Annotated in this window: 20 protein-coding genes and 2 pseudogenes; 1 reads left to right on the forward strand and 21 read right to left on the reverse strand. The window is 40.8% G+C overall.

Going from position 1 to position 21311, the window contains the following annotated elements:
- Positions 1-28 precede the first annotated feature (28 nt).
- The 11 genes from purC to HT718_RS04170 all read right to left on the reverse strand — a co-directional run bounded on the left by purC (position 29) and on the right by HT718_RS04170 (position 10058).
- Entirely contained in the window at positions 29-736 is a 708-nt protein-coding gene (gene purC / locus HT718_RS04125; protein ID WP_173267478.1) for a phosphoribosylaminoimidazolesuccinocarboxamide synthase, read from the reverse strand.
- Positions 737-905: 169 nt separating this feature from the next.
- Positions 906-2255: a competence pheromone export protein ComB gene (comB, locus tag HT718_RS04130; protein ID WP_173267480.1), complete on the reverse strand. Its 1350-nt coding sequence runs from the start codon at positions 2253-2255 to the stop codon at positions 906-908.
- 12 nt (positions 2256-2267) lie between these two features.
- Entirely contained in the window at positions 2268-4421 is a 2154-nt protein-coding gene (gene comA, locus HT718_RS04135; protein WP_173267482.1) for a peptide cleavage/export ABC transporter ComA, read from the reverse strand.
- Positions 4422-5270: 849 nt separating this feature from the next.
- Positions 5271-5450 (reverse strand): hypothetical protein, encoded by a 180-nt coding sequence (locus HT718_RS04140; RefSeq protein WP_173267484.1) that lies wholly within the window; start codon positions 5448-5450, stop codon positions 5271-5273.
- An 80-nt stretch (positions 5451-5530) separates the two neighbouring features.
- Positions 5531-5746 carry a bacteriocin immunity protein gene (locus tag HT718_RS09550; RefSeq protein ID WP_240147349.1) on the reverse strand — a complete coding sequence of 72 codons (216 nt, stop codon included), beginning with the start codon at positions 5744-5746 and terminating at the stop codon, positions 5531-5533.
- A gap of 3 nt (positions 5747-5749) precedes the next feature.
- Positions 5750-5905 (reverse strand): smi_0061 family bacteriocin-like peptide, encoded by a 156-nt coding sequence (locus HT718_RS04145; protein WP_173267486.1) that lies wholly within the window; start codon positions 5903-5905, stop codon positions 5750-5752.
- A gap of 213 nt (positions 5906-6118) precedes the next feature.
- Complete coding sequence (locus HT718_RS04150; protein ID WP_000180818.1) at positions 6119-6316, reverse strand: class IIb bacteriocin, lactobin A/cerein 7B family; 198 nt, start codon at positions 6314-6316, stop codon at positions 6119-6121.
- Positions 6317-6890: 574 nt separating this feature from the next.
- A complete protein-coding gene (locus HT718_RS04155) occupies positions 6891-7127 on the reverse strand; it encodes an acyl carrier protein (protein ID WP_000136444.1) in 237 nt (78 codons plus the stop codon).
- A 5-nt stretch (positions 7128-7132) separates the two neighbouring features.
- The gene (plsX, locus tag HT718_RS04160; protein ID WP_173267488.1) at positions 7133-8125 is read right to left on the reverse strand and encodes a phosphate acyltransferase PlsX; all 993 of its coding nucleotides are present in this window, start codon (positions 8123-8125) and stop codon (positions 7133-7135) included.
- Complete coding sequence (gene recO, locus HT718_RS04165) at positions 8122-8892, reverse strand: DNA repair protein RecO (protein ID WP_173267490.1); 771 nt, start codon at positions 8890-8892, stop codon at positions 8122-8124. The genes plsX and recO overlap by 4 nt, the downstream gene beginning before the upstream one ends.
- Positions 8889-10058, reverse strand: a complete 1170-nt coding sequence (locus HT718_RS04170; protein WP_173267491.1) for a pyridoxal phosphate-dependent aminotransferase — start codon at positions 10056-10058, stop codon at positions 8889-8891. The genes recO and HT718_RS04170 overlap by 4 nt, the downstream gene beginning before the upstream one ends.
- A 560-nt stretch (positions 10059-10618) precedes the next feature.
- On the opposite strand from HT718_RS04170, the gene HT718_RS04175 reads away from it, so the two are divergent.
- Entirely contained in the window at positions 10619-11629 is a 1011-nt protein-coding gene (locus tag HT718_RS04175) for a YeiH family protein (RefSeq protein WP_173267492.1), read from the forward strand.
- Between the two features lie 214 nt (positions 11630-11843).
- On the opposite strand, the gene HT718_RS04180 is transcribed toward HT718_RS04175, so the two are convergent.
- The 10 genes and pseudogenes from HT718_RS04180 to HT718_RS04225 form a co-directional block, all read right to left on the reverse strand.
- On the reverse strand, positions 11844-12281 hold the full coding sequence (locus tag HT718_RS04180; protein ID WP_173267494.1) for a CoA-binding protein: 438 nt from the start codon (positions 12279-12281) through the stop codon (positions 11844-11846).
- Between the two features lie 83 nt (positions 12282-12364).
- Positions 12365-14998 carry a DNA polymerase I gene (gene polA / locus HT718_RS04185; protein WP_173267496.1) on the reverse strand — a complete coding sequence of 878 codons (2634 nt, stop codon included), beginning with the start codon at positions 14996-14998 and terminating at the stop codon, positions 12365-12367.
- A gap of 231 nt (positions 14999-15229) precedes the next feature.
- Positions 15230-16060: a class B sortase, LPKTxAVK-specific gene (srtB, locus tag HT718_RS04190; protein WP_173267498.1), complete on the reverse strand. Its 831-nt coding sequence runs from the start codon at positions 16058-16060 to the stop codon at positions 15230-15232.
- A gap of 85 nt (positions 16061-16145) precedes the next feature.
- Complete coding sequence (abpA, locus tag HT718_RS04195) at positions 16146-16781, reverse strand: amylase-binding adhesin AbpA (RefSeq protein WP_173267500.1); 636 nt, start codon at positions 16779-16781, stop codon at positions 16146-16148.
- Positions 16782-17004: 223 nt separating this feature from the next.
- Positions 17005-17342, reverse strand: a pseudogene (locus tag HT718_RS09555) (hypothetical protein); the annotation flags it as partial.
- Positions 17341-17821, reverse strand: a pseudogene (locus HT718_RS09560) (hypothetical protein); the annotation flags it as partial. The pseudogenes HT718_RS09555 and HT718_RS09560, both read right to left, overlap by 2 nt.
- A gap of 1 nt (position 17822) precedes the next feature.
- A complete protein-coding gene (locus tag HT718_RS04210) occupies positions 17823-18698 on the reverse strand; it encodes an Rpn family recombination-promoting nuclease/putative transposase (RefSeq protein ID WP_173267502.1) in 876 nt (291 codons plus the stop codon).
- Between the two features lie 118 nt (positions 18699-18816).
- Positions 18817-19785: a ribose-phosphate diphosphokinase gene (locus HT718_RS04215; protein ID WP_173267504.1), complete on the reverse strand. Its 969-nt coding sequence runs from the start codon at positions 19783-19785 to the stop codon at positions 18817-18819.
- A 145-nt stretch (positions 19786-19930) separates the two neighbouring features.
- Complete coding sequence (locus tag HT718_RS04220) at positions 19931-20746, reverse strand: PrsW family glutamic-type intramembrane protease (RefSeq protein ID WP_173267506.1); 816 nt, start codon at positions 20744-20746, stop codon at positions 19931-19933.
- Positions 20747-20770: 24 nt separating this feature from the next.
- A complete protein-coding gene (locus HT718_RS04225) occupies positions 20771-21268 on the reverse strand; it encodes a carbonic anhydrase (protein ID WP_000119802.1) in 498 nt (165 codons plus the stop codon).
- Positions 21269-21311: the final 43 nt, after the last annotated feature.

The raw sequence follows: 21311 nt of genomic DNA on the forward strand, positions 1-21311 counted from the left end.
GCAATATTCCCAAACGACCTCTAGGTTGTTATTTTAGTTCTTGCAACTTCTCCCAAACAATCTCGTAAACATCCGTCAATTCACCTAAGCCACGACGGAAAACATCCTTGTCCATGTGGTTGCCATCCGCATCCCACAAACGGCAGTTATCTGGTGAAAATTCGTCTGCCAAGATAATCTTGCCATCCTTGTCAAAACCGAACTCTAGCTTAAAATCAATCAATTTAAGGCCAATCTCAGCAAACCAGACTTTCAAGAGTTCATTGATACGACGCGTCTCTTCCTTCAAGTAGGCAATCTGCTGATCATCCGCAATCTGTAGGAATTTCACATGTTCGTCATTGATAAATGGATCATCCAAATCATCATTTTTGTAGTAAAATTCGACAATCGGAGTATCCAAGACGATACCTTCATCTACGCCAAAACGTTTTGAAAAAGAACCAGCCGTGTAGTTGCGAAGCACGACTTCCAAAGGAATAATCTCAACTTTTTTATTGAGTTGTTCCGTGTCTGAAAGTTTCTCCACAAAGTGAGTCGCCACACCAGCCGCATTTAATTTCTCAAAAATAAAAGATGAAATCTGATTATTCAAGACTCCCTTACCCGCAATCTGCTCCTTCTTGACGCCGTTGAAAGCAGTTGCCTGATCCTTGTAAGTTGAAATAATAAGATTTTCATCCTCAGTTGTATAGATATCTTTAGCTTTTCCCGAATAGATCAGTTGTTTTGACATTTTAAAGTTCGCCTTTCGTTTTACTTGAGCACATTCTACCACAAAAAACCTAAAAATACAAGAATTTAACCGAATAAATAGAATAGTCATCTCACAAAACGTAAAGAAAAAACTGCAAGAAGAATCTTTCTCACAGTTTTAAAATCATTTAACTCTAAAAACACGAACATTACTCTTTGTTCAAAAACTGATCCAAATAATAGCGCAGATAACTTTTCTTACCTGTAATCATTTGCAGACGACCTTCCATCCCGTACCGAAGTTTTCCTGCCTGCTCAGAAGTTAGATTAGTCTCCGCCTCGATTTTAAAGAAATTCCCTTTTTCAGTCTTAGTAGCTGTCGCATCAATACTTGTAATAGTAGAATCTAGGAAAAGTTGATTCTTGGCATCATGAGTAGTCGTATAGCGAACAGAGGCCCCAATCTTGACTCTAGCAACATCTTTGGAACTTAGATAAGCTGTAAGTTTGGCTTTCCCTTCTTTTTCCAAGGACGGATAGAGTTGGGCTAGTAGGGCACCTTCTGCTACCATGCTAGAATCACTAGTCTCAGGATTAAGGTGAAGCACCCCATCCTCACTAGCCGTAATTTTCCCCTTGTCTAAAAGATTTCCCTGTACCTTCTTGCCTGACTCTGCCTCCAAGATTTTTTGTTCTAGAAGAGTCAATTCCTGACCAACCTTTGCCAAATGTTGTGATTTGAGGGATTCCAATTGACTGCCTAAACCAGACGCATAGGCTTGCTGGGTACCTGAACCTGCATACTGAACACGGTAAGTAGCAAGACTGGATTCTAACTGAGAAAGTTGCGCTTCAACCTGCGCAACAGCCTGAGTCTTAGCTTGGGAATTTTCCTCACCCTGAGACTTGTAGAACTGGTAGAGAGAATAGGCTAGATTCTGACTGGTCAAGGAAGCACCTGTTTCAATAGCTGACTTAGCTGTCTGGTAATCGCGAATTTTAGCCTCTGTTTGACTGATGAGGTTGCCGATTTCAGCTTGGGTTTGACTAGCTGCTGCATTCTGGGACGCGATGGTCTCATTTTGTTGCGATGTACTAGCCCTAAGACTGCCTGCTTGGCTGATGTAGTCGCGAAAGGTGGCTTGGTAGCCAAACTTATCCTCCTCTGGAAAGTGGTTCTCCCCTTCTTGCAGACTTTTTTGCAAATACTCCAATTGCTTTTTTTGATCCTTGAGCATGTCCAACTGACTGGCATAAGACTCCGCTTGAACACCTTCTGCCCCTTCCTGATATTGAACCAGAAGCTCCCCCTTCTTAACCAACTTATTTTCTTCCAAATGATTGACAAGAATGCGATTGTTGCTAGTTGACTGGATATTTGCAATGATACGACTAGGCTCAACAGTAGCCCGAGTTGACAAACTCATCTCCTTCTCTGCCAAAGTTGCAAAGCCAAGCAAAAACACGAGCAGAAGGGACATGGGCACAATCACCCGACTGGAAAAATTATGATAACGACGATTATAAAACTCCGCACTTTCTAAAAATTCTGGTTTCATCCTCTCCTCTTTCTAGCTATTCACCAAATGGGCATAAAATCCACCCTGTGCAAGCAAATCAGCATGCTTTCCTTCTTCAATAATCTTGCCCTGATCCAAGACAACAACCTTCTCTGTACGCTCAGCAATGGTCAAACGGTGAGCAATGAAAATCAAGGTTTTATCTAAAGACATCAGATTATCGACAATTCGCTTCTCTGTCAAAATATCCAAACTGCTGGTCGCCTCATCCAAAATCAAGACAGGCGCATCTGTCAAGAGAGCACGCGCCAGAGCGATTCTCTGACGTTGGCCACCTGAAATCCCTGCGCCATCTGAAGTCAATTCTGTCTGGTAATTCAGGGGCATGCGCTCAATATCCTCCCGAATCTCTGCCAACTCCACCGCCCGTAAGATATCCTCCTGAGTCGTCCCCTCCTTGGCTCCCAAAAGAAGATTGTCCAAAATCGTTCCGTTAAAGACATAGGGCTGTTGAGGCAGATAGTTAATGTACTGGCGCAAGGCCTTTTTATCAATCTGATTAAGATTGACACCACCCAGACTAATCTCTCCCTGACTTGGGTCGTAAAAATTAACCATCATCTTGGCCAAGGTCGTCTTACCTGACCCTGAAATCCCCACAAAAGCTACCTTAGAACCTTGGGGAATGGTCAAATTGATCTCTGACAAGACATCTCGACCATAGCCATACTTGTAGTGAACATTCTTGAAGGACATCTCTCCCTTCATCAAGCTCAAATCCTCAACCGTTTTCTTCTCCTCAAACTCCGAAGCTACCAAATAGACCTCGTTAAGACGGTTATTAGCAACCTGCGCTGTCTGAAGCTTGGTTTGCAGATTGATGATATTTTCCAAAGGATTGGTAAAGTAAACAAGCAAAGTATTATAGGTAATCAACTGCCCCAAACTCATCTTGCCATCCATGACCAGAACAGCCCCCATCCAGAGAATACCGACATTGAGCAAGAGATGGGCAACCTTTTTCAGAGCCTTTTGCTGACTCTCTGCCCGACTATAGGTAAAGGATTTCTTCAGATAATCCACAAATTCCTTGTCAATCTTTTGGTAACGCTGACTTTCACTAGTCAAAGACTTGATTGTCTCAATACCATTAATGTCCTCGATGATAGAAGAAGACAGAACCGCATTGGCTTCCATGGTATCCCGATTCATCTTTTCAAACGGCTTCATAAAAGCAAAGATAATCACTGTGTAGATAGGAAGTGCTAATAAAGTCATGAAAAAGAGATTGGTATTTTGTGAAAATAAAACAAGAGAAATAATGACAACCGTTGACACATCTAGGAAAATCGAAAGAATTGTCGAAGCCAGCGCGTCAATGATACTGTTAGCATCCGTAAAACGAGACACAATTTCCCCTGTACGACGTGTCGCAAAGAAAGACATAGGCAGGTGAAACACATGCTTGATGTAAGATAAAATCACATCAATCGACAAGCGTTGCCCTAAAACAAGCAAGAGATACTCCTGAGCATAAGACAAGATCTGCTGGAGAATATAGACGATGACCAAACCAATAGAAATAATCCCCAGCGTCGAACGCATCTGATCTGGCACATAGGTATCAATGATAGACTGCAGATAATAAGAACCCACAATGTTAATCAAGGTGACCAAGAGTGTTGCCAAAACGATATTAGCAATCAAGCCACGCTGCTTTACTAATATAGGGATAAAAGAGAGCAGACCATTCTTTTGATCCTTATGAGGCTTGTAGTCTGGACTAGGTGCCATAAAAAGAGTCACTCCTGTCCATTCTTCCGCAAAACGCTCACGTGGCAGTTTGGTCAATTTCACTCCAGGATCTGGATCGGCAATATGAATGCTATCCTTATCCTGCCCAGTCACCACATAGTAGTGGAGCAATTTCCCTTCCTTAAGTACATGAGTAACAAAAGGAAAGGTCAAATCTGGCAAGTCAAAGAGCGTCATATCCGCCTTAATCGCTCGCGTCTCAAAACCAATCTCCTCTGCCACCTTGACCAAGCCCAAAGCCGTCGTCCCATCCATGGTCGTCTTAGCCAATTCGCGCAAGTGAGCTAAAGAATAGTAACTACCATAGTAGCCAAAGACCATAGCTAATGAAGCTACACCGCAGTCCATCTGATCCACTTGCGGACGATAGTGACGTTTCCCAAATTTCATATTCATCTCCTTTTTCCTAATACTTAATGAAAATCAAAGATCAAACTAGGAAACTAGCCACAGGTTGCTCAAAGCACGGCTTTGAGGTTGTAGATAGAACTGACGAAGTCAGTAAGATCTACATGGCAAGGCGACGTTGACGTGGTTTGAATTTGATTTTCGAAGAGTATAAACTCATCTGATGACAACTATCTTACCCCAATTCCCAAACAAAAACTGGACTTCCTCCCCAAATGTGCCTATCTCCCTTCCAACTGCACTTTTGGCAAAAAATAGGCAGAACAAGCGTCCTACCTACTAAAAATATGGTATGAAAGGAAATTGATGTTTTACTGTCACCCTAGGCAAGCTTGGGACAAATAAATCATTGATAGCAACATTTACGACATCCTATTTAAAGTTACTTCAATTTCCAATGTCCCCGTTATTTCTAAGCCACCTTTGGTATGATCTATTCCTAGTCAGAATAGATAACATCGTTCTAAATTACGATTCATAGTTACTCCTTTTTTGATTCGTTACTATAAGACACCTATTCCCTATAGAGCGTCTACTGCTTCTAATCTATCTATTCTTTTTTTCTTTACTTCTGTATAAAAGAATGAAGATCATCATAAATAATGCAATCGTGGGTATATTAAGATTATCAAACCAAGTAGGTAAAGAAACTTTATTTATGTCAGCTACTAATCTGATGATGATATAAGACATTGAACTAAGTAATATCATGATTTCAAGCAAAACTTTCAATACTGATTTAACGAATTTCATATTAAACTCCAATGTGATGCATTCTTAGATTCTACCCTAACCATTTTCAGCGCAGACTAATAAGTCATTCTTAACTGCTCACCCTACTTGCTTTTTATTGACCTTATATCCTAGATAAAAGAGCCCAAATAAAACAGGGTAAATTTCTGGATAAAATAGGGTATTGATCGGATTTTTCAAAATCAAATACGTTGCGATGTAGATTATGAGCGATACGATAAAATAACCCTCAGCAAAACCTAATAAAAATGTTTTCATAAGAAACTCCTAATTACCTGACAAGAATGGCGGAAAAACGCTACCATTCATATACACAAAATCCTTTTGATTCATGTTCTTCATTTATAGTTTTGATTATTTTTTGACAAATCTTTGCGAAAAATACCAAAATATGCTGAGAAAAGCAAACCAACCAAAGTCCATTGCCAATTAAAGGATACTAACGAACCTGTACGAATCACATGAAGAGCGACATTAAGAGTTATTCCCAACAAAGGAAATATCGTGGCTAGTTTAGGTAACAATGTATTGAGATTAAGGTTGCGATTATTCATTATCTAACGCCCACGACGAGCCAAATCTGAACCAAATGTGTAACCAGCCCCAAATGCGCCAAATGCAATAGCACTTAGGCCAAATATAATCGAAATAGGTGCAATTCCTCCTTCAATTACTTGCAAATCTTTCTCATCAACTACTTGAAATTTATCCATTCTTTTCTCCTTTACTTCTATATAATAAAATGAATACCATTAAAAACAATGAAATTGTTGGTATATTAAAATCATCAAACCATGTAGGTAAGGGTAGCTTATTCACATCAGCTACCAACCTGATAATTGTATAAGATATTGAACTAAGTAATACCATAAGCTCAGGCCAAATCTTCAGCATTAATTTAACAAATCTCATATATAAATCCAAAATTATGGTCGATTAGCATAATATCCTGCAGCTATGCCTGCACCTGCTGAAGCTGTAGCAAGCGCAGCTACACCTCCAATTAATTTCCAACTAATAACTACACCACCAATAATAATTGGTGCAATTCCACCATCTACATCCATCAACTCTTCTTCTGTAAGAGCTACAAAGTTCTGTTCCATTTTGTCAAAATTTGTCATCTTTTTTCTCCTCAATTTGTATATATTCTTATATGTTTAATGTTTATCCTCTAAGCCACTTAAATAGCCAGATTGGATAAATAGCTGAAATAATCACTTCTAATCTCCTTCCTTTTCTTATTACTTATTTATTCGAAAAAGAATTCGAAAATGTACAACTAAATTAAATTTTATTTGAAAAATAATTTAGTAAACCATGGATAGAAAATTGGTAGATACATGAAGCAAACTCCTTTCTGTTTCCTCTTACTTATCTATTCGAAAAAAATTTCGAAAATGAACAACTAAATTAAATTTATTTAAAAAATAACTCAGTGAACCATGGGTAGAACATTGATATAAACATGAACTAGGCTCCTTTCCTCTCACTTATTTATTCGAAAAGTAATTCGAAAATGTACAATTAATTAAATTTTATTTGAAAAATAATTTAATGAACCACGTATAAAAATCAGTCACATACATAAACATTCCCCCTCTTTCTTATCTATCTATTCGTAATTCCCACTAAAAGTTCTAAATTTTTTATTTTTCCTGACAATAAAAAGCAACACGACTTGCATGTTGCTTCTTTCTATTCTTTACTTTTGACGACTTCTACCACATCGCCTACACTTTGGAGTTGATCAATTTCCTCATCGCTGATTTCGATATTAAATTCATCTTCCAGTGTCAAGATAAACTCCATCAAGTCAACTGAATCAGCATCCAAATCGTCTTTCAGACTCAAGGATTCTGTTACGACAAAGTCCTCTCCCTGTCGCTCTTGGATAATAGTCACAATACGGTCAAAAATTTCTTTTTCTGTCATCTATTTTATTCTCCTGAAAATTCATGCGCAGTCTGGGCAACTACGCCTGTTTCTAGCATGGTACGAATCTGGCGGATTGTACTATAAACAGCCTTGGCATCGCTGGAGCCATGAGTCTTGACAACCGGTGCCTTGACACCAAACAAGACCGCTCCACCAACATCTGAATAGTTAAGCTGTTTTTTCAAACCTCTGAGGCTGTCCTTGAGAAGAAGGGCGCCTAATTCCGCTCGAAGACCTCCACCTGTAATAGCTGTCTTGAGCAAGCCCATGATTCCCATAGCTGTCCCTTCAATAGACTTGAGCACAGCGTTTCCCGTGAAACCATCTGCCACGACAACATCCGCAACGCCATTCATCAAATCACGCGCTTCCACGTTTCCGATAAAGTTCAAACTTTCATCAGCCACTAGTAATTCATAAGTTTCCTTGCGAAGCGGGTCGCCCTTACTACTCTCTGTTCCGTTATTGAGCAAGCCAACACGTGGTTGCGCAATACCGCGGACATTTTTCGCATAGAAGGAACCGAGGACAGCGTATTGATGGAGGTGCTGGGCTGTATTCTCTGCATTGGCACCGAGGTCCAGCATGTCAAAACCCTTCCCATCTACAGTCGGCAAGGTCGACATAAGCCCAGGACGGTCGATATTCTTGATACGACCCACGATGAAGAATCCAGCCGCCAACAAAGCACCTGTATTCCCAGCCGAGAGGACAGCGTCTGCTTCACCCTCTTTGACAGCCTTGGCTGCCAATACCATACTGGCATTTTTCTTCTTCCGAATAGCTCTCGTAGGTTCATCGTCTGAATCAATCTTTTCATCCGTATGGATAATGCTGACGCGCTCTGTCGCTGTCAGATATTGCTTGATTTTAGCTTCATCTCCATAGAGTTGAACCTCAATATCTGAAAAGTCAGCCAGGGCTTGATTGACCCCCTCAACGATGGCCTGAGGTGCATAATCGCCCCCCATTGCATCTACTGCGATTTTTTTCATTTGTTTTCCTCTTTTAGTAATTGTCCCCAGTCTGCTAGGGAATCAATAAATTTCTTTGATTTTAGGTGAATCCCAACGTACTCTTCGTAGAGTTGATCCATAAATTGTCGTAGCTCTTGTTTGATTTCATGCTTAAGCGAAATGGTCTCCAAGGTCTCAAAATCAATGGCTTGAAATTGATTGAGCAGATAAGGGAGGTTAGGATTTAGATGGCAACGTCTCTCATCCTCATGATAATGCTCTGGACAAAGGCAGGCTCCATATTTAAAAGAAAAGTCAAAGGCCTGACCAACCCGATGACAAAAGACACACTCATTAAAATTAAGACTGATTCCAAATCTGGTCAAGATTTGAATTTCAAAAATATTGGTCAAAACTTGATAATCTAGCCCCTCTTCCATCAACTCTAAAGTCTTTTGTAAAAAAGCAAACAAGGGAGCATCTTGGTGATTGTCCTGCAAACTAGCATCTGCCAAAGCTGCCACATATGTCGCATAGGCCATGACAAAGAGATCACTATTGATTTTTGGAAAGGTCATCACCTCATGATAGTCTTCAATATAACTAAGTCCATCATCATTGATTCGCAAAAGAAAACGAGCCAGCACCAAAGGTTGAATAACTGGAGCCAGTTTAGACTGACCGGCATGTTTGATAAAAAACATCCGCTTGCCGACCTGCTCTGTAAAAATCTTGACTAGCTTGTCATCCTCACGAAAATTACGATTGTAGAGCACCAACCCCTGACTCGTAATAGACTGAATCATGCTTCTCTCATGTACTCCTCAAGACGTTTCATAGCTTCTCTGATGGTTTCCATGCTAGCTGCATAAGACAAGCGCACATAACCTTCTCCATATTGACCAAAAGCTGCACCAGGGATAAAGGCAACAGCCTTCTTGTGAGCAAAATCCTTCAGAAAAGCAAAAGAATCTTGATTGTAGCCTGCTGGAATCTTAGCAAAGATATAAAAGGCACCGTCAGGTTTGATAATCTCAAAACCAAGATTAGTCATTTTCTCGATAATGTAGTCCCGACGCTGGATATACTTTTTCTTCATAGGTTCTGCATCATCTTTACCAGCTGTTAAGGCTTCTACTGCAGCATGTTGCGCCATGGTATTCGCAGCAGTAACCAAGTACTGGTGACTCTTGATGAGTTGGGCTGTGAAGTTTGCTGGTGCGAAGATGAAGCCTAAACGCCAACCTGTCATAGCATGTGATTTGGATAGACCGTTAATGATAATGGCCTGATCTCTCAGCATTGTTCCCAAAGAGACATGATTTTCCCCTGTATAAGTTAATTCTGAGTAGACCTCATCACAGACAACAAAAATCTCATACTTGCGTAAAACAGCTGCCAAGGCTTCCAACTGCTCCCGACTATAGGTAATGCCTGTCGGATTAGCCGGATAGTTGAGAATAACTGCTTTGAGCTTGTCTCCTTGCTCCAAAATAGCCTTTTCTAACATCTCTGGAGTCAAGACAAACCCATTTTCAGTCGTGTCAATCTCGACAATCTCTGCCCCAACTAGATTGACAATCGGTTCATAACCTGGATAGGCAGGAGCTGGCAAGAGCACCTTGTCTCCCTCTTCCAAAATAGCTGTCAGAGTAGCTGATAGGGCCTCTGTCGCACCAATTGTGACTAATATTTCATTCTCTGGATTATAGTCGATCTGGTATTTTTCTCTTACAAAATCACTAGCTGCCTGGCGTAAAGTCATCAAACCACTCATCCCTGTATAGTAGGATTGATTTTGGTCAATAGCTCGCTTAGCTGCCTCCTTGACATGGTCTGGAGTTGTAAAGTCAGGCTCTCCCAATGTCAGACGTAGAACCCCAGGAATCTCTGAAATAGCCTGGTCAAACTGACGAATCAAGGAAACTTGAATCTTATCTAATTGTTTATTAAAGCGCTTGGTTAAGTCCATAGATACCCTCCTTGCTTAAAGAACATATGTCTATTATACTACAAAAGCTCTCTGACCGCAAAATCACACTAGCATAAGCAACTGATGTATGTTCATTTAAATTCATTACAACACTATGTTTTTAGAATACTCAATGAAAATCTCATGAAACTAAGAATCGAGGTGAAGACATAACTAAGGTTAGGTAAGCCGAAGATGACAACGTATTAGGAGATTTTCGACGAGTATTGAGTTTTTTGCTAATCTTCGTTACAGTTATTCTAGCACCATTACTGATTACTATTACCGGTAATGTCATTTCTGAGTGGATAGTCAGAAAGTGGTTAGATAAGCGCGACAAAAAATATAACCTGAGTTTAGTTTTAATGTAACTGGACAAAAAGAAATACCAGAGGTGGAGCTCTGGTATTTTTGTTTTTGCCAAGACTTCGTTACAATTCTTGTAAGATTATTATTACATAATTAGCACTACTTGTCAAATAATTGTTAGGACCTACTTTCTATTTTACTTTTCCTGTTTACAGGTCTATAATGGTAACAGATTCTATTTGGAGGTTCTTATGTCATTTCTATCAAAAAATGGAGCAGGCATCTTGGCCTGCCTTCTCATTTCCATCCTATCTTGCTACTTAGGGGGATTCTTCCCTGTCATTGGTGCACCCGTTTTTGCGATTTTTATGGGAATGCTTCTCCATCCCTTTCTCTCATCCTATAAACAACTGGATACTGGATTGACCTTTAGTTCTAAAAAATTGCTACAGTATGCCGTTATCTTGCTTGGTTTTGGTCTCAATATCTCGCAAGTCTTCGCAGTTGGGCAATCTTCTCTCCCTGTCATCCTGTCCACCATTTCAATAGCCTTGATTGTTGCCTACCTTTTCCAGCGCTTCTTTGCACTGGACACAAAACTGGCTACCTTGATTGGAGTAGGTTCTTCTATCTGTGGGGGTTCTGCCATTGCTGCTACAGCGCCCGTTATCCATGCTAAGGAAAAGGAAGTAGCCCAAGCCATCTCCGTTATCTTTTTCTTCAATGTCTTAGCTGCTCTCATCTTTCCAACCCTAGGCACCTGGCTTCATCTATCTAATGAAGGCTTTGCCCTCTTTGCAGGAACTGCGGTCAATGATACTTCCTCTGTAACCGCCACAGCCAGCGCCTGGGACAGTCTCTATCAGACCAATACCCTCGAATCCGCAACCATTGTCAAACTCACACGAACCCTAGCTATCATCCCCATCACTCTCTTTCTCTCCTACTGGCAAAGTCGCCAACAAAAAAATAAGCAAGGCCTGCAACTGAAAAAAGTCTTCCCACTTTTTATCCTTTACTTCATCCTTGCATCGCTCCTAACCACCCTTCTGACCTCTCTTGGTGTGTCCAGTAGTTTCTTTACCCCACTCAAACAACTCTCCAAATTCTTCATTATCATGGCCATGAGTGCCATCGGTCTCAAAACAAATCTGGTCGCTATGGTCAAATCCAGTGGAAAATCCATTGTTCTCGGAGCCGTCTGCTGGATTGCCATCATCCTCACTAGTCTTGGTATGCAGACCCTTATCGGCATTTTCTAATACTCTTCGAAAATCTCTTCAAACCACGTCAACGTCGCCTTGCAGTAGGTATGGTTACTGACTTCGTCAGTTCTATCCACAACCTCAAAACTGTGTTTTGAGCNNATCTGCAACCTCAAAGCAGTGTTTTGAACAACCTGCGGCTAGTTTCCTAGTTTGCTCTTTGATTTTCATTGAGTCTAACACAAAAGGTAGCCCATCAGCTACCTTTTTCTTATACTTCCTCAATCAAGCGAGTATGTTCTCTCTTGATGCAACGATTCATCACGATATCATCACATCCACCAGCACGCAAGATTTCTTCCGCTTCTAGACTTTCAAGTCCTAGCTGTGCCCAAAAAATCTTAGCATCAGCCTTGAGAAAATCACGCGCTACATCTGGCAAAAACTCGCTGCGACGGTAAACATTGACAATGTCTACAGGAAAAGGAATCTCAGCGAGGTTGGCATAAGCCTTTTCACCTAAGATTTCGCCACCTGCCGCCTTGGGATTGACTGGGATGATTTTATAACCCCGAGCTTGCATTTCCTTGCTCACTCGATTGCTGGTTGTTTCTTCACGATCTGATAACCCCACCACAGCAAGGGTTTTACTCGTTGCGAGATACTGACGAATCACGCCATCACTTGGATTGATAAATTCTTGACTCATAGAAATTCTCCTTTTTCATCAGTATAGCACAATTTGAAAAGGCTTGCAGATTTTGACTACAAAAAAGAGGACTAGCCCCCTTTTTATTTAGCCTCATACCAGGTTGCCCCTTCATTTTCATCTGCGATGAGGGGAACACTGAGTTGGATGGCTTCTTCCATGGTTTGTTTGACCAATTTTTTCATCTCTGCTAGTTCCGATTTAGGCACTTCAAGGACGATTTCATCGTGCACTTGTAACAGCATCTTAGTCTGATAACCACCTTCAACCAAAGCTTTATCCAGCTGAATCATAGCAATCTTGAGAATATCTGCCGCAGATCCCTGAATAGGGGAGTTGATAGCAGTTCGCTCTGCAAAACCACGAATGTTGAAGTTGCGCGAATTGATATCTGGCAGCTCACGACGACGCTTAAAAAGTGTCTCTACATAGCCCTTATCACGCGCCTCACGCACCACTTCATCCATGTAGTTTTTAATACCTGGGAAGCGTTCAAAGTAGGTATCAATGTAGGCTTTGGCCTCCTTACGGCTAATGCCCAGATTATTAGACAAACCAAAATCTGAAATTCCGTAAACCACTCCAAAGTTCACCGCCTTGGCATTACGACGGTCGTTTGGAGTCACATCCTCGGGACGCTCAATGCCAAAGACCCGCATAGCTGTCGAAGTATGGATATCTGCCCCCTCTTGAAAGGCTTTAATCAAGTGCTCGTCTTTAGAGATGTGCGCCAAAACACGCAATTCAATCTGAGAATAGTCGGAGCTGAGCAGCACACTATCCTCCCACTCAGGCACAAAGGCCTTACGAATGAGACGGCCTTGCTCCAAACGCACAGGGATATTTTGCAAGTTTGGATCCACACTAGACAAACGCCCAGTCTGGGTCAAATCCTGCACATAGCGAGTATGAATCTTACCATCAGCCAAAATCCAGTCCTGCAAGCCAATCACATAAGTAGACTGAATCTTAGCAATCTGACGGTAATCCAGGATTTTCTTAACAATCGGCGCTATAGGAGCCAGACGCTCCAACACATCCACCGCTGTCGAGTAACCTGTCTTGGTTTTCTTGGTATATTCTAGAGGAAGTCCCAACTTTTCAAAGAGAAGTACTCCCAACTGCTTAGGCGAATTGATATTAAACTCCTCACCAGCCAGTTCGTAAATCTCTTGAGTCAGTTTTTCAATGACAAGCTCATTTTCTGCCTGCATCTCAAGAAGAGTTTCTTTTTTGACCTTAATCCCAGCAATTTCCATCTTAGAAAGAACAAAGGCCAGAGGTTGCTCTATATCATAAAGAAGCTCTAATTGCCCATTTTCGCTAAGTTTTTCAAGTAAAACAGGCTCAGTCTCAACCAAAACAGCAAGCTTACGAGCCAAATGTTCCAAGAATTTCTTGCGTTCAGGAATGGCCTTTTTGACACCCTTACCATAGAAAGTCTCATCATCAACCAAATAAGTCTGGCCATAAAGACTAGCGATAGTCGTAATTTCATTGTCCTCCACAGTCGAAAGGAGGTATTTAGCCAAACGGCCGTCAAAAGCAGGCGCCTGCAAATTCACATCATAACGATTTAAGAGAACTTTAGCCTTCTTAAAGTCATACACTCTCAAAGGTGTTTTTTCTAGAAAATCCTTAAAAATCGGCTCTTGCAAAAGTTCAAGCTTGTCTGTAGCATAGAGCTTATCCCCACAAGACCAAGCAAAACCAACCAAATCATCCGTATGGTAATTCTCACCAAAAAGCTCAAAATGGAAGATAGATTCTTCACTCAGCATATCTTGACGGACTTGGTCAACGATAGTAAAGTTCAAACTCTCAGCCACATCAGCTGACGATGCATTTAAAGCCTGCTTGAGCTGTTTGAAGCCCATCTCATCATAGAATTTCCCAAGATTTTCAACATCTGGACCACTATAAACCAAATCCTCCAAACCAATCTCAATCGGTGCCTTGGTATCAATGGTCGCCAGTGTTTTAGACAAAAAGGCCTGTTCCTTATCATTGATGAGATTTTCCTTCATCTTAGAAGCCTTCATCCCATCGATATTTTCATAAATCCCCTCAAGCGAACCATGCTCCAGCAAGAGCTTGATACCCGTCTTTTCTCCGATTTTGGTCACCCCAGGGATATTATCCGACTTATCACCCATTAGGGCCTTGAGATCGATAAACTGAGTCGGTGTGAGCCCCATCTTTTCCATGAGATAGTCTGGCGTAAAGGCCTCAAATTCAGCCACACCTTTCTTGGAAATCTCAACCACCGTATGCTCATCCGTCAGCTGAATCAAGTCCTTGTCCCCACTGACAATGGTAATATCAAAACCATCCTGCTCAGCTAGTTTATCCAGCGTCCCGATGATATCATCTGCCTCATATTGAGCCAACTCATAGTGGCGAATTCCCATATGATCCAGCAACTCACGAATGAAAGGAAATTGCTCACGAAACTCATCAGGAGTCTTAGCACGACCACCCTTATAGTCCGCATACATCTCTGTACGGAAGGTCGTCTTTCCCGCATCAAAAGCCACCAAAATATGACTCGGCTCAACCCGTTCCAATAAATGACTCAACATCAACTGAAAGCCATAAATGGCATTGGTATGCAAACCAGCCGCATTCTTAAAACGGTCCAACTGCTGATAGAGCGCAAAAAACGCCCGAAAAGCAACAGAAGACCCATCAATCAATAATAATTTTTTCTTATCCATACACCCATTATAAAGGAAAGCACCAAAAAATACCATTGGGAAGAGCCAGACCAAGTATTTTTCACACTTTTGGCGAATATAGCCATTTAGTTTTAAAAAAACAGAACTTAGCCCATGACTAAATTCTGTTTTTATGCTTTATAATTATAAAAGTGAAATCCTTTTCAACTGCAAAGAACTTCTATTCTTGCTAGACTATATTCATTCCTATTGTAGTAATAGTCTATATATTTATCTTGTTGGTTTATACGTTAATTGATCTTTGTGCTGTTTGACAAACTCACTCATTTCTGAGTCTGGTATTTGACGAAGATATAGATTCGCACGAATCGTTTCATCTTCTTCACGACAAGTTGAAAGAACTAAATACTTATCTTTAGCTGATACTTTAACATTTGGTTTCTTAACTTCAGCTGTTTCATAAATAGTTGTTAACTGTGTTTGAAAATCTTTATCATCATCAAATGAAGTACGATAAAAGGCTGTTTCTTCCAGTACTATAATCATAGCAACTGCTTCATAATAATACTTTCTCTCTGGAGTCTCAATCACAACATATGGATGTTCATCAAAATAATCTTGACGACTATAGTAGTTCACATCATTAAACATACGATGATCCCCAACTTTACTACCACGAGCATGACCAAATAACCAAGTTAAACGGTCACTAAAATCCTTTTTATTATCTGTGTCCATAAACACTGTTCCCATATAAGGTTCGTGACCACCATCAAATCTCTTATCTAAATAAGTTGAATTATCAGTTGTTTGAACAACAGGCTCATCCAACTCTGTTCCGGGCGCATACACATAAGCGATCGTATCAGAGTTTGTTCCAAGTAAGCCTTTGAACTTATTCGTAAGATATTCTTTTTCCTCTGCCGATGTCGTAGCAATTTTTTGTGTCGTTTGTGCTACCTTAGTTTCACTCGCCTGATCAGTTGGAGCTAAAAATGTCTTATAGAGGAATAAACCTCCTAAAGCGACAATAGCTACAGCAACAAGCGAAGCGATAATTTTCTTCATAGGTGACTTATTTTTAGTTGAACGTCTGCTCATTTTTATCTCCCTTGTTTATTTACTTTTATCAAAAAAATCACTGAAACGAAGTTTCAGTGATTAGTTACTTCATTAAATAAATAAATTATTTAGAAGCGTGTGTTTTTGGAAGAGCTTTTTGACCAGCTTTAGCTGTTGCATCTGCTTGTTTAGCTACTGCTTCTGCTTGTTTAGCTTGCTCTACTGCACCTGGTTTACCTGGTTCTGGAGTAGCTGATGGAGCTGTTTGTCCGTTTTGACCATCTTGAGCGTGATCTTTCAAATAACGAGCGTTTGCTTGTTCAGGAGTTTCGTTCAAGATATAGTATTTACCTTCTTTTTTAAGAGCTAAATTGAAAACTTCTTGCAAATGTTTCACCGCTTCGTTACGAACTTTTGCCACTTCTGCATCGTATGCTTTTTGAGCAGCTACAACTACATTTCTGTATGGTGCTAAAAGTTCATCACGGTTATGTGTGAAGTTTTCTGGTGCATTTTCTGCTTTTGCCAATTCAGCTTGTGCTTTCTCAAGATCAGCTTTATTTGCATTGATATTTTCACTATATGCTGCCACATATTCGTTAACTCTATCAGCAGTTACAAATTCTGATTGGCTTTCATATGCTTCACGTGAATCATATGGTCCAGGGAGGTTAGCTCCACCATTGTTATCTGCAAATGCTGGCACTACTGCAGAAAATACTGCAAGAGCTGCTACTGATGTCAATAAAACTTTTTTCATTGTTTTATCTCCTCTTTTATTTTTTATTTGATTGTAAAGAGTTTTCTTTACTACCACCGTTATACCACTTAAATAATTGGTGTCAACAATTTTTATCTTATTTTTAAGAAAATATTGGAGAAAACAGTCCAAACTTTAAATGTTGAACTCTAATCACTCATAAAAGCTAACTTATTTCAATCAAACGAACAATAATACTTTATATTCCCGACTATTCGAATCATTACTGGATGGCAACATCTGAAATCAGAAGGCCTTGATGGACTAGATTTACTAAACCTACTTTTACCTCTCTTCAATCCCCTCTGCACGTCTACGTTCTAAGCCTTTTTCTTCAGCTCGTTCCAAGGCATAGTTATGTGCTAACAAGGCTTGTTCTTCGCGCATACGTAGTTAACTAAACATTTTCCTGTCCTCCTCGGACCAGCTCTTATAGTCCAGCAGTTGCTCTGCCTGACTAATGGCTCGCTCGGGTTCTTGGGTAAAGGGCTCGTTCCCGAAAAACTCCAACCATGGTTTACGAACCTCATCTTTGCTGGTTTCTCTGTATTTTTAGATCTTATTTATGATGGTCTTTCAATAGTGACTCAAATTCAGCGACAGTCATACCCAGTTGTTGACTTACAATCTCTGAAGTCAGAAGGCCTTGACGAACGAGATTTACTAGACCTACTTTTAATCCCCTCTTCGATACCCTCTGCTCGTCCTCGTTCCAGTCCTTGTTCAATACCACGTTCTAAACCTTGTTCAATTCCTTCTGCCCTAGCAGTTTCCAAAGCATAGTCCTGTGCTAACAAGGCTTGTTCTTCGCGCATACGTAGTTGACTAAACATTTTCCTGTCCTCCTCGGACCAGCTTTTATAGTCCAGCAGTTGCTCTGCTTTGCTAATAGCTCACTCGGGTTGCTGGGTAAAGGGTTTATTCCCGAAAAACTCCAACCACGGCTTGCGAACCTCATCTTTGCTGGTTTCTCTATATTTTTTTAATTCCAAAAACACCATCTTGACCAGATGGTGTTTTTGTCCATTGTTTGTGATGGTCTTACAACAGCGCCTCAAACTCAGCGACAGTCATACCCAATTGTTCACTAGCAACCTCAGCTGTCAGAAGACCTTGGCGGACCATATCCAGGAAGGCAAAGAGTTTCCCACGTTCTAAGCCTTTTTCTTCAGCTTGTTCTAAGGCATAGTCCTGTGCTAACAAGGCTTGTTCTTCGCGCATACGTAGTTGACTAAACATTTTCCTATCCTCCTCGGACCAGCTCTTGTAGTCTAGCAGTTGGTCTGCCTGGCTGATAGCTCGCTCGGGGCGCTGAGTAAAGGGCTTGTTCCCAAAAAACTCCAACCACGGTTTACGAACCTCGTCTTTGCTGGTTTCTCTGTATTTTTTTAGTTCCAAGAACGCCATCTTGACTAGATGGTTTTCTTGTCCATTGTTAGTGATGGTTAAAGCCTCACCTGTCGTGTCCTCTCGCATACTAAAACTGTGGAAGGCCAAATCATCTGAGAAGTAATTGCTATCCACGATAGCGATAGCATATACTGGTGCGATGTGTTTGTAACTCTGATGAGTATCACCTTCTCGTTGACGAATTTTTTCTAGGTTTTGATTGACCTGACTACACAAATAAGCCCATAGGCGATTGATGAAAAAATTCTGATGATGAACTTGAATTTCAATAATTACTTGAGTTCCATTATCTAGTTCAGCTAAGACATCTATACTTGTATAGAAATCCTGTGCCGAGTACGGCATGGAAGGTAAGACATGAATATTGCTCCCCTCCAAAATCGTCACATTTTTTGCTGGCAAGTCCAGCATATCGCGAATAAATTGACAAGTGATTTCTGGATTGCTAAAGATTTTTTTAGCAACCAAATCGTTGGTCGGGCTGATGCCCGGATGACGCACAGTCATATTTCTTCTCCTTTCATTATAGCACATTTTTAAATCTAGGTTTACTAGATTCACTAGCTCTATCTATTTATTCGGAAAAGAGACGAAAAAAACCTGAGAATTATCTCAGGCTTGGTCATTAAATCTTTTTCTCAATACTGAAAAGTGGAGAAAGTGGGCGTTTTTCATGGATACGTACAATAGCATCCCCTAGGAGATGAGCGATTGAAATTTGCTCAATCTTATCGATCAAACGCTCTTCTGGGAGATAGATAGTATCCAAAACAACCAATTTCTCGATAGCTGATTTTTGGATATTGTCCATAGCAGGACCAGAAAGAACTGGGTGCGTACAGCTCGCATAGACTTCAACAGCACCAGCTTCCGCAAGGGCATCTGCCGCATGACAAATCGTTCCAGCAGTATCAATCATATCATCAATCAAGATACAAGTCTTGCCTTCAACCTTACCGATGATGTTCATAACTTCACTGGTATTCATCTTATCAACGCTACGACGTTTGTCAATGATAGCGATAGATGTTTTCAAAAATTCTGCCAATTTACGAGCACGAGTCACACCTCCATGGTCTGGGCTGACAACCACATAGTCAGAACCAACCATACCGCGACGCTCAAAATAATCCGCAATCAGAGGAGCGCCCATCAAGTGATCCACAGGAATATCAAAGAATCCTTGAATCTGCGCAGCATGCAAGTCGATTGTCAATAAGCGATCTACTCCAGCTACTTCAAGCATATTTGCGACAAGTTTTGAAGTGATTGGCTCACGCGCTCTCGCCTTTCTATCCTGACGTGCATACCCATAGTAAGGCATGACAACATTGACAGATTCTGCACTCGCACGCTTCAAAGCATCCACCATAATCAAAATTTCAAGCAGATTGTCATTTACAGGCGAACTAGTTGATTGTAGGATAAAGACGTGTTTCCCACGGATTGATTCTTCGATGTTGACCTGAATCTCTCCATCTGAAAATTGGCGAACACTTGATTTCCCCAACTCTATCCCAATCTCCTGCGCCACACGTTCTGCCAATTCTTTATTAGAAGAAAGGGCAAACAGCTTTAAATCAGAAAAAGACATGATTTCCTCCGGTATATATGTATCGCTTGTGCTTTTCACAAGATTTTTCCATCTACCATTGTAGCGCTTTTTACACTATTTTTCAATCAAAAATAAAAGAAGGGCACCATATTTGTCCCCTTGCATCATTCTTTTGAAAAATATTCTAGTTCATCAACTCATTGTGCTTCTCAACAAAGCGATAAGCCTGGTAAAAACCATAGAGAGTAATGGCTGTAACCACTGGAATCGCTAAAGGCAACTCTGTCTCCAACTCCACAAAAGGAGAGTTAAACAGGAAGTGAGTTCCCAAGGCTAAACCTAGGAAAATAAGCCCCTGTTTCTTGCCAACCTTCTGCCCTTTATAGGCTCTGTAAAGCAAGTAAACACCTACTACAGCCAGACCTGAAAAAGTCCAGTGAGAGGCAATTCCTGAGATGATGCGCTCTAAAATTCTCGAAATGGTAAAGTCAAAGCCCTCTGGCAAATCCGTACGAATATAGCCAATATCCTCAATCATTTGGAATCCCAAACCAGAAGCAATCCCAAGTAAAAACAAAGATTTTAACTTTCGCACAGGAATCAAAGCCAAAACAAAGACAAGTGGAAACAATTTCAAGGGTTCTTCTACCAAAGGAGCCACAATAGCACTTTCAAAGGCATTTAAAAATGCACTATCTGGGAAAAGAGCACCCAGTAAATCATGGATATAGGTATTCGCAAAGCTAGACAACCAGCCTGAAAGGAACATCCCACCCAATAAGGACAAGATCAAGGAGTTCTTTGGCAATTCCCATTTTTTCCCAATACGGAAAAGGAAATAAAGAGACGGAATCATGTAAAAGAGAGCTAGAAAGATAGAAACTCCCATTAGTCCATATTCCGCACCTGACATCGAACCATCCGTATAGTAGATGGTTTCATACTGTAAACCAATACATAGCAATAAGATAAAAATAAATAAAATACTGTTTTTCTTCATACACTTTCTTTCTAAATGAAGTATTTATAATTCTACGACTGTCATACTTCCTGTATCCACATCGTAAATGGCACCAGAAATAATGACATCATCTGGTATTAGAGGAGACTCGATAAGGGCTTGCATGTCCTCACGCACACTCTCCTCTATATCTTGGAAGGGCAAAAAGTCCTGGTCTGACACGTCGACACCCAGTTCTTCTTTCAGATACTCCTGAAAAGGACCATTTTCAAAAGTCTGAGCACCACAGTCTGTATGGTGCAGCACCACAATCTCTCTTGTCCCCATCTGTTGCTGGGAAATAACTAGCGAACGAATCATGTCCTCAGTCACTCGACCACCTGCATTCCGCAAGATGTGAGCATCCCCAAGTGCCAAGCCCAGAGCTTGCGCAACGTGCAAACGTGAGTCCATACAGGTCACAATGGCAACTCTTGTTTTGGGTTTAAGTGGCAGATTTAACTGCCCATGTAGGGCAACATAAGCCTGATTGGCTTGCATAAACTGTTCAAAATACGACATGATTCCCTCCTCGAAAATTTGATGGTCAAATATTTCTCCTATC

Source organism: Streptococcus sp. 714 (genome assembly GCF_013277115.1).
Taxonomy (GTDB): domain Bacteria; phylum Bacillota; class Bacilli; order Lactobacillales; family Streptococcaceae; genus Streptococcus.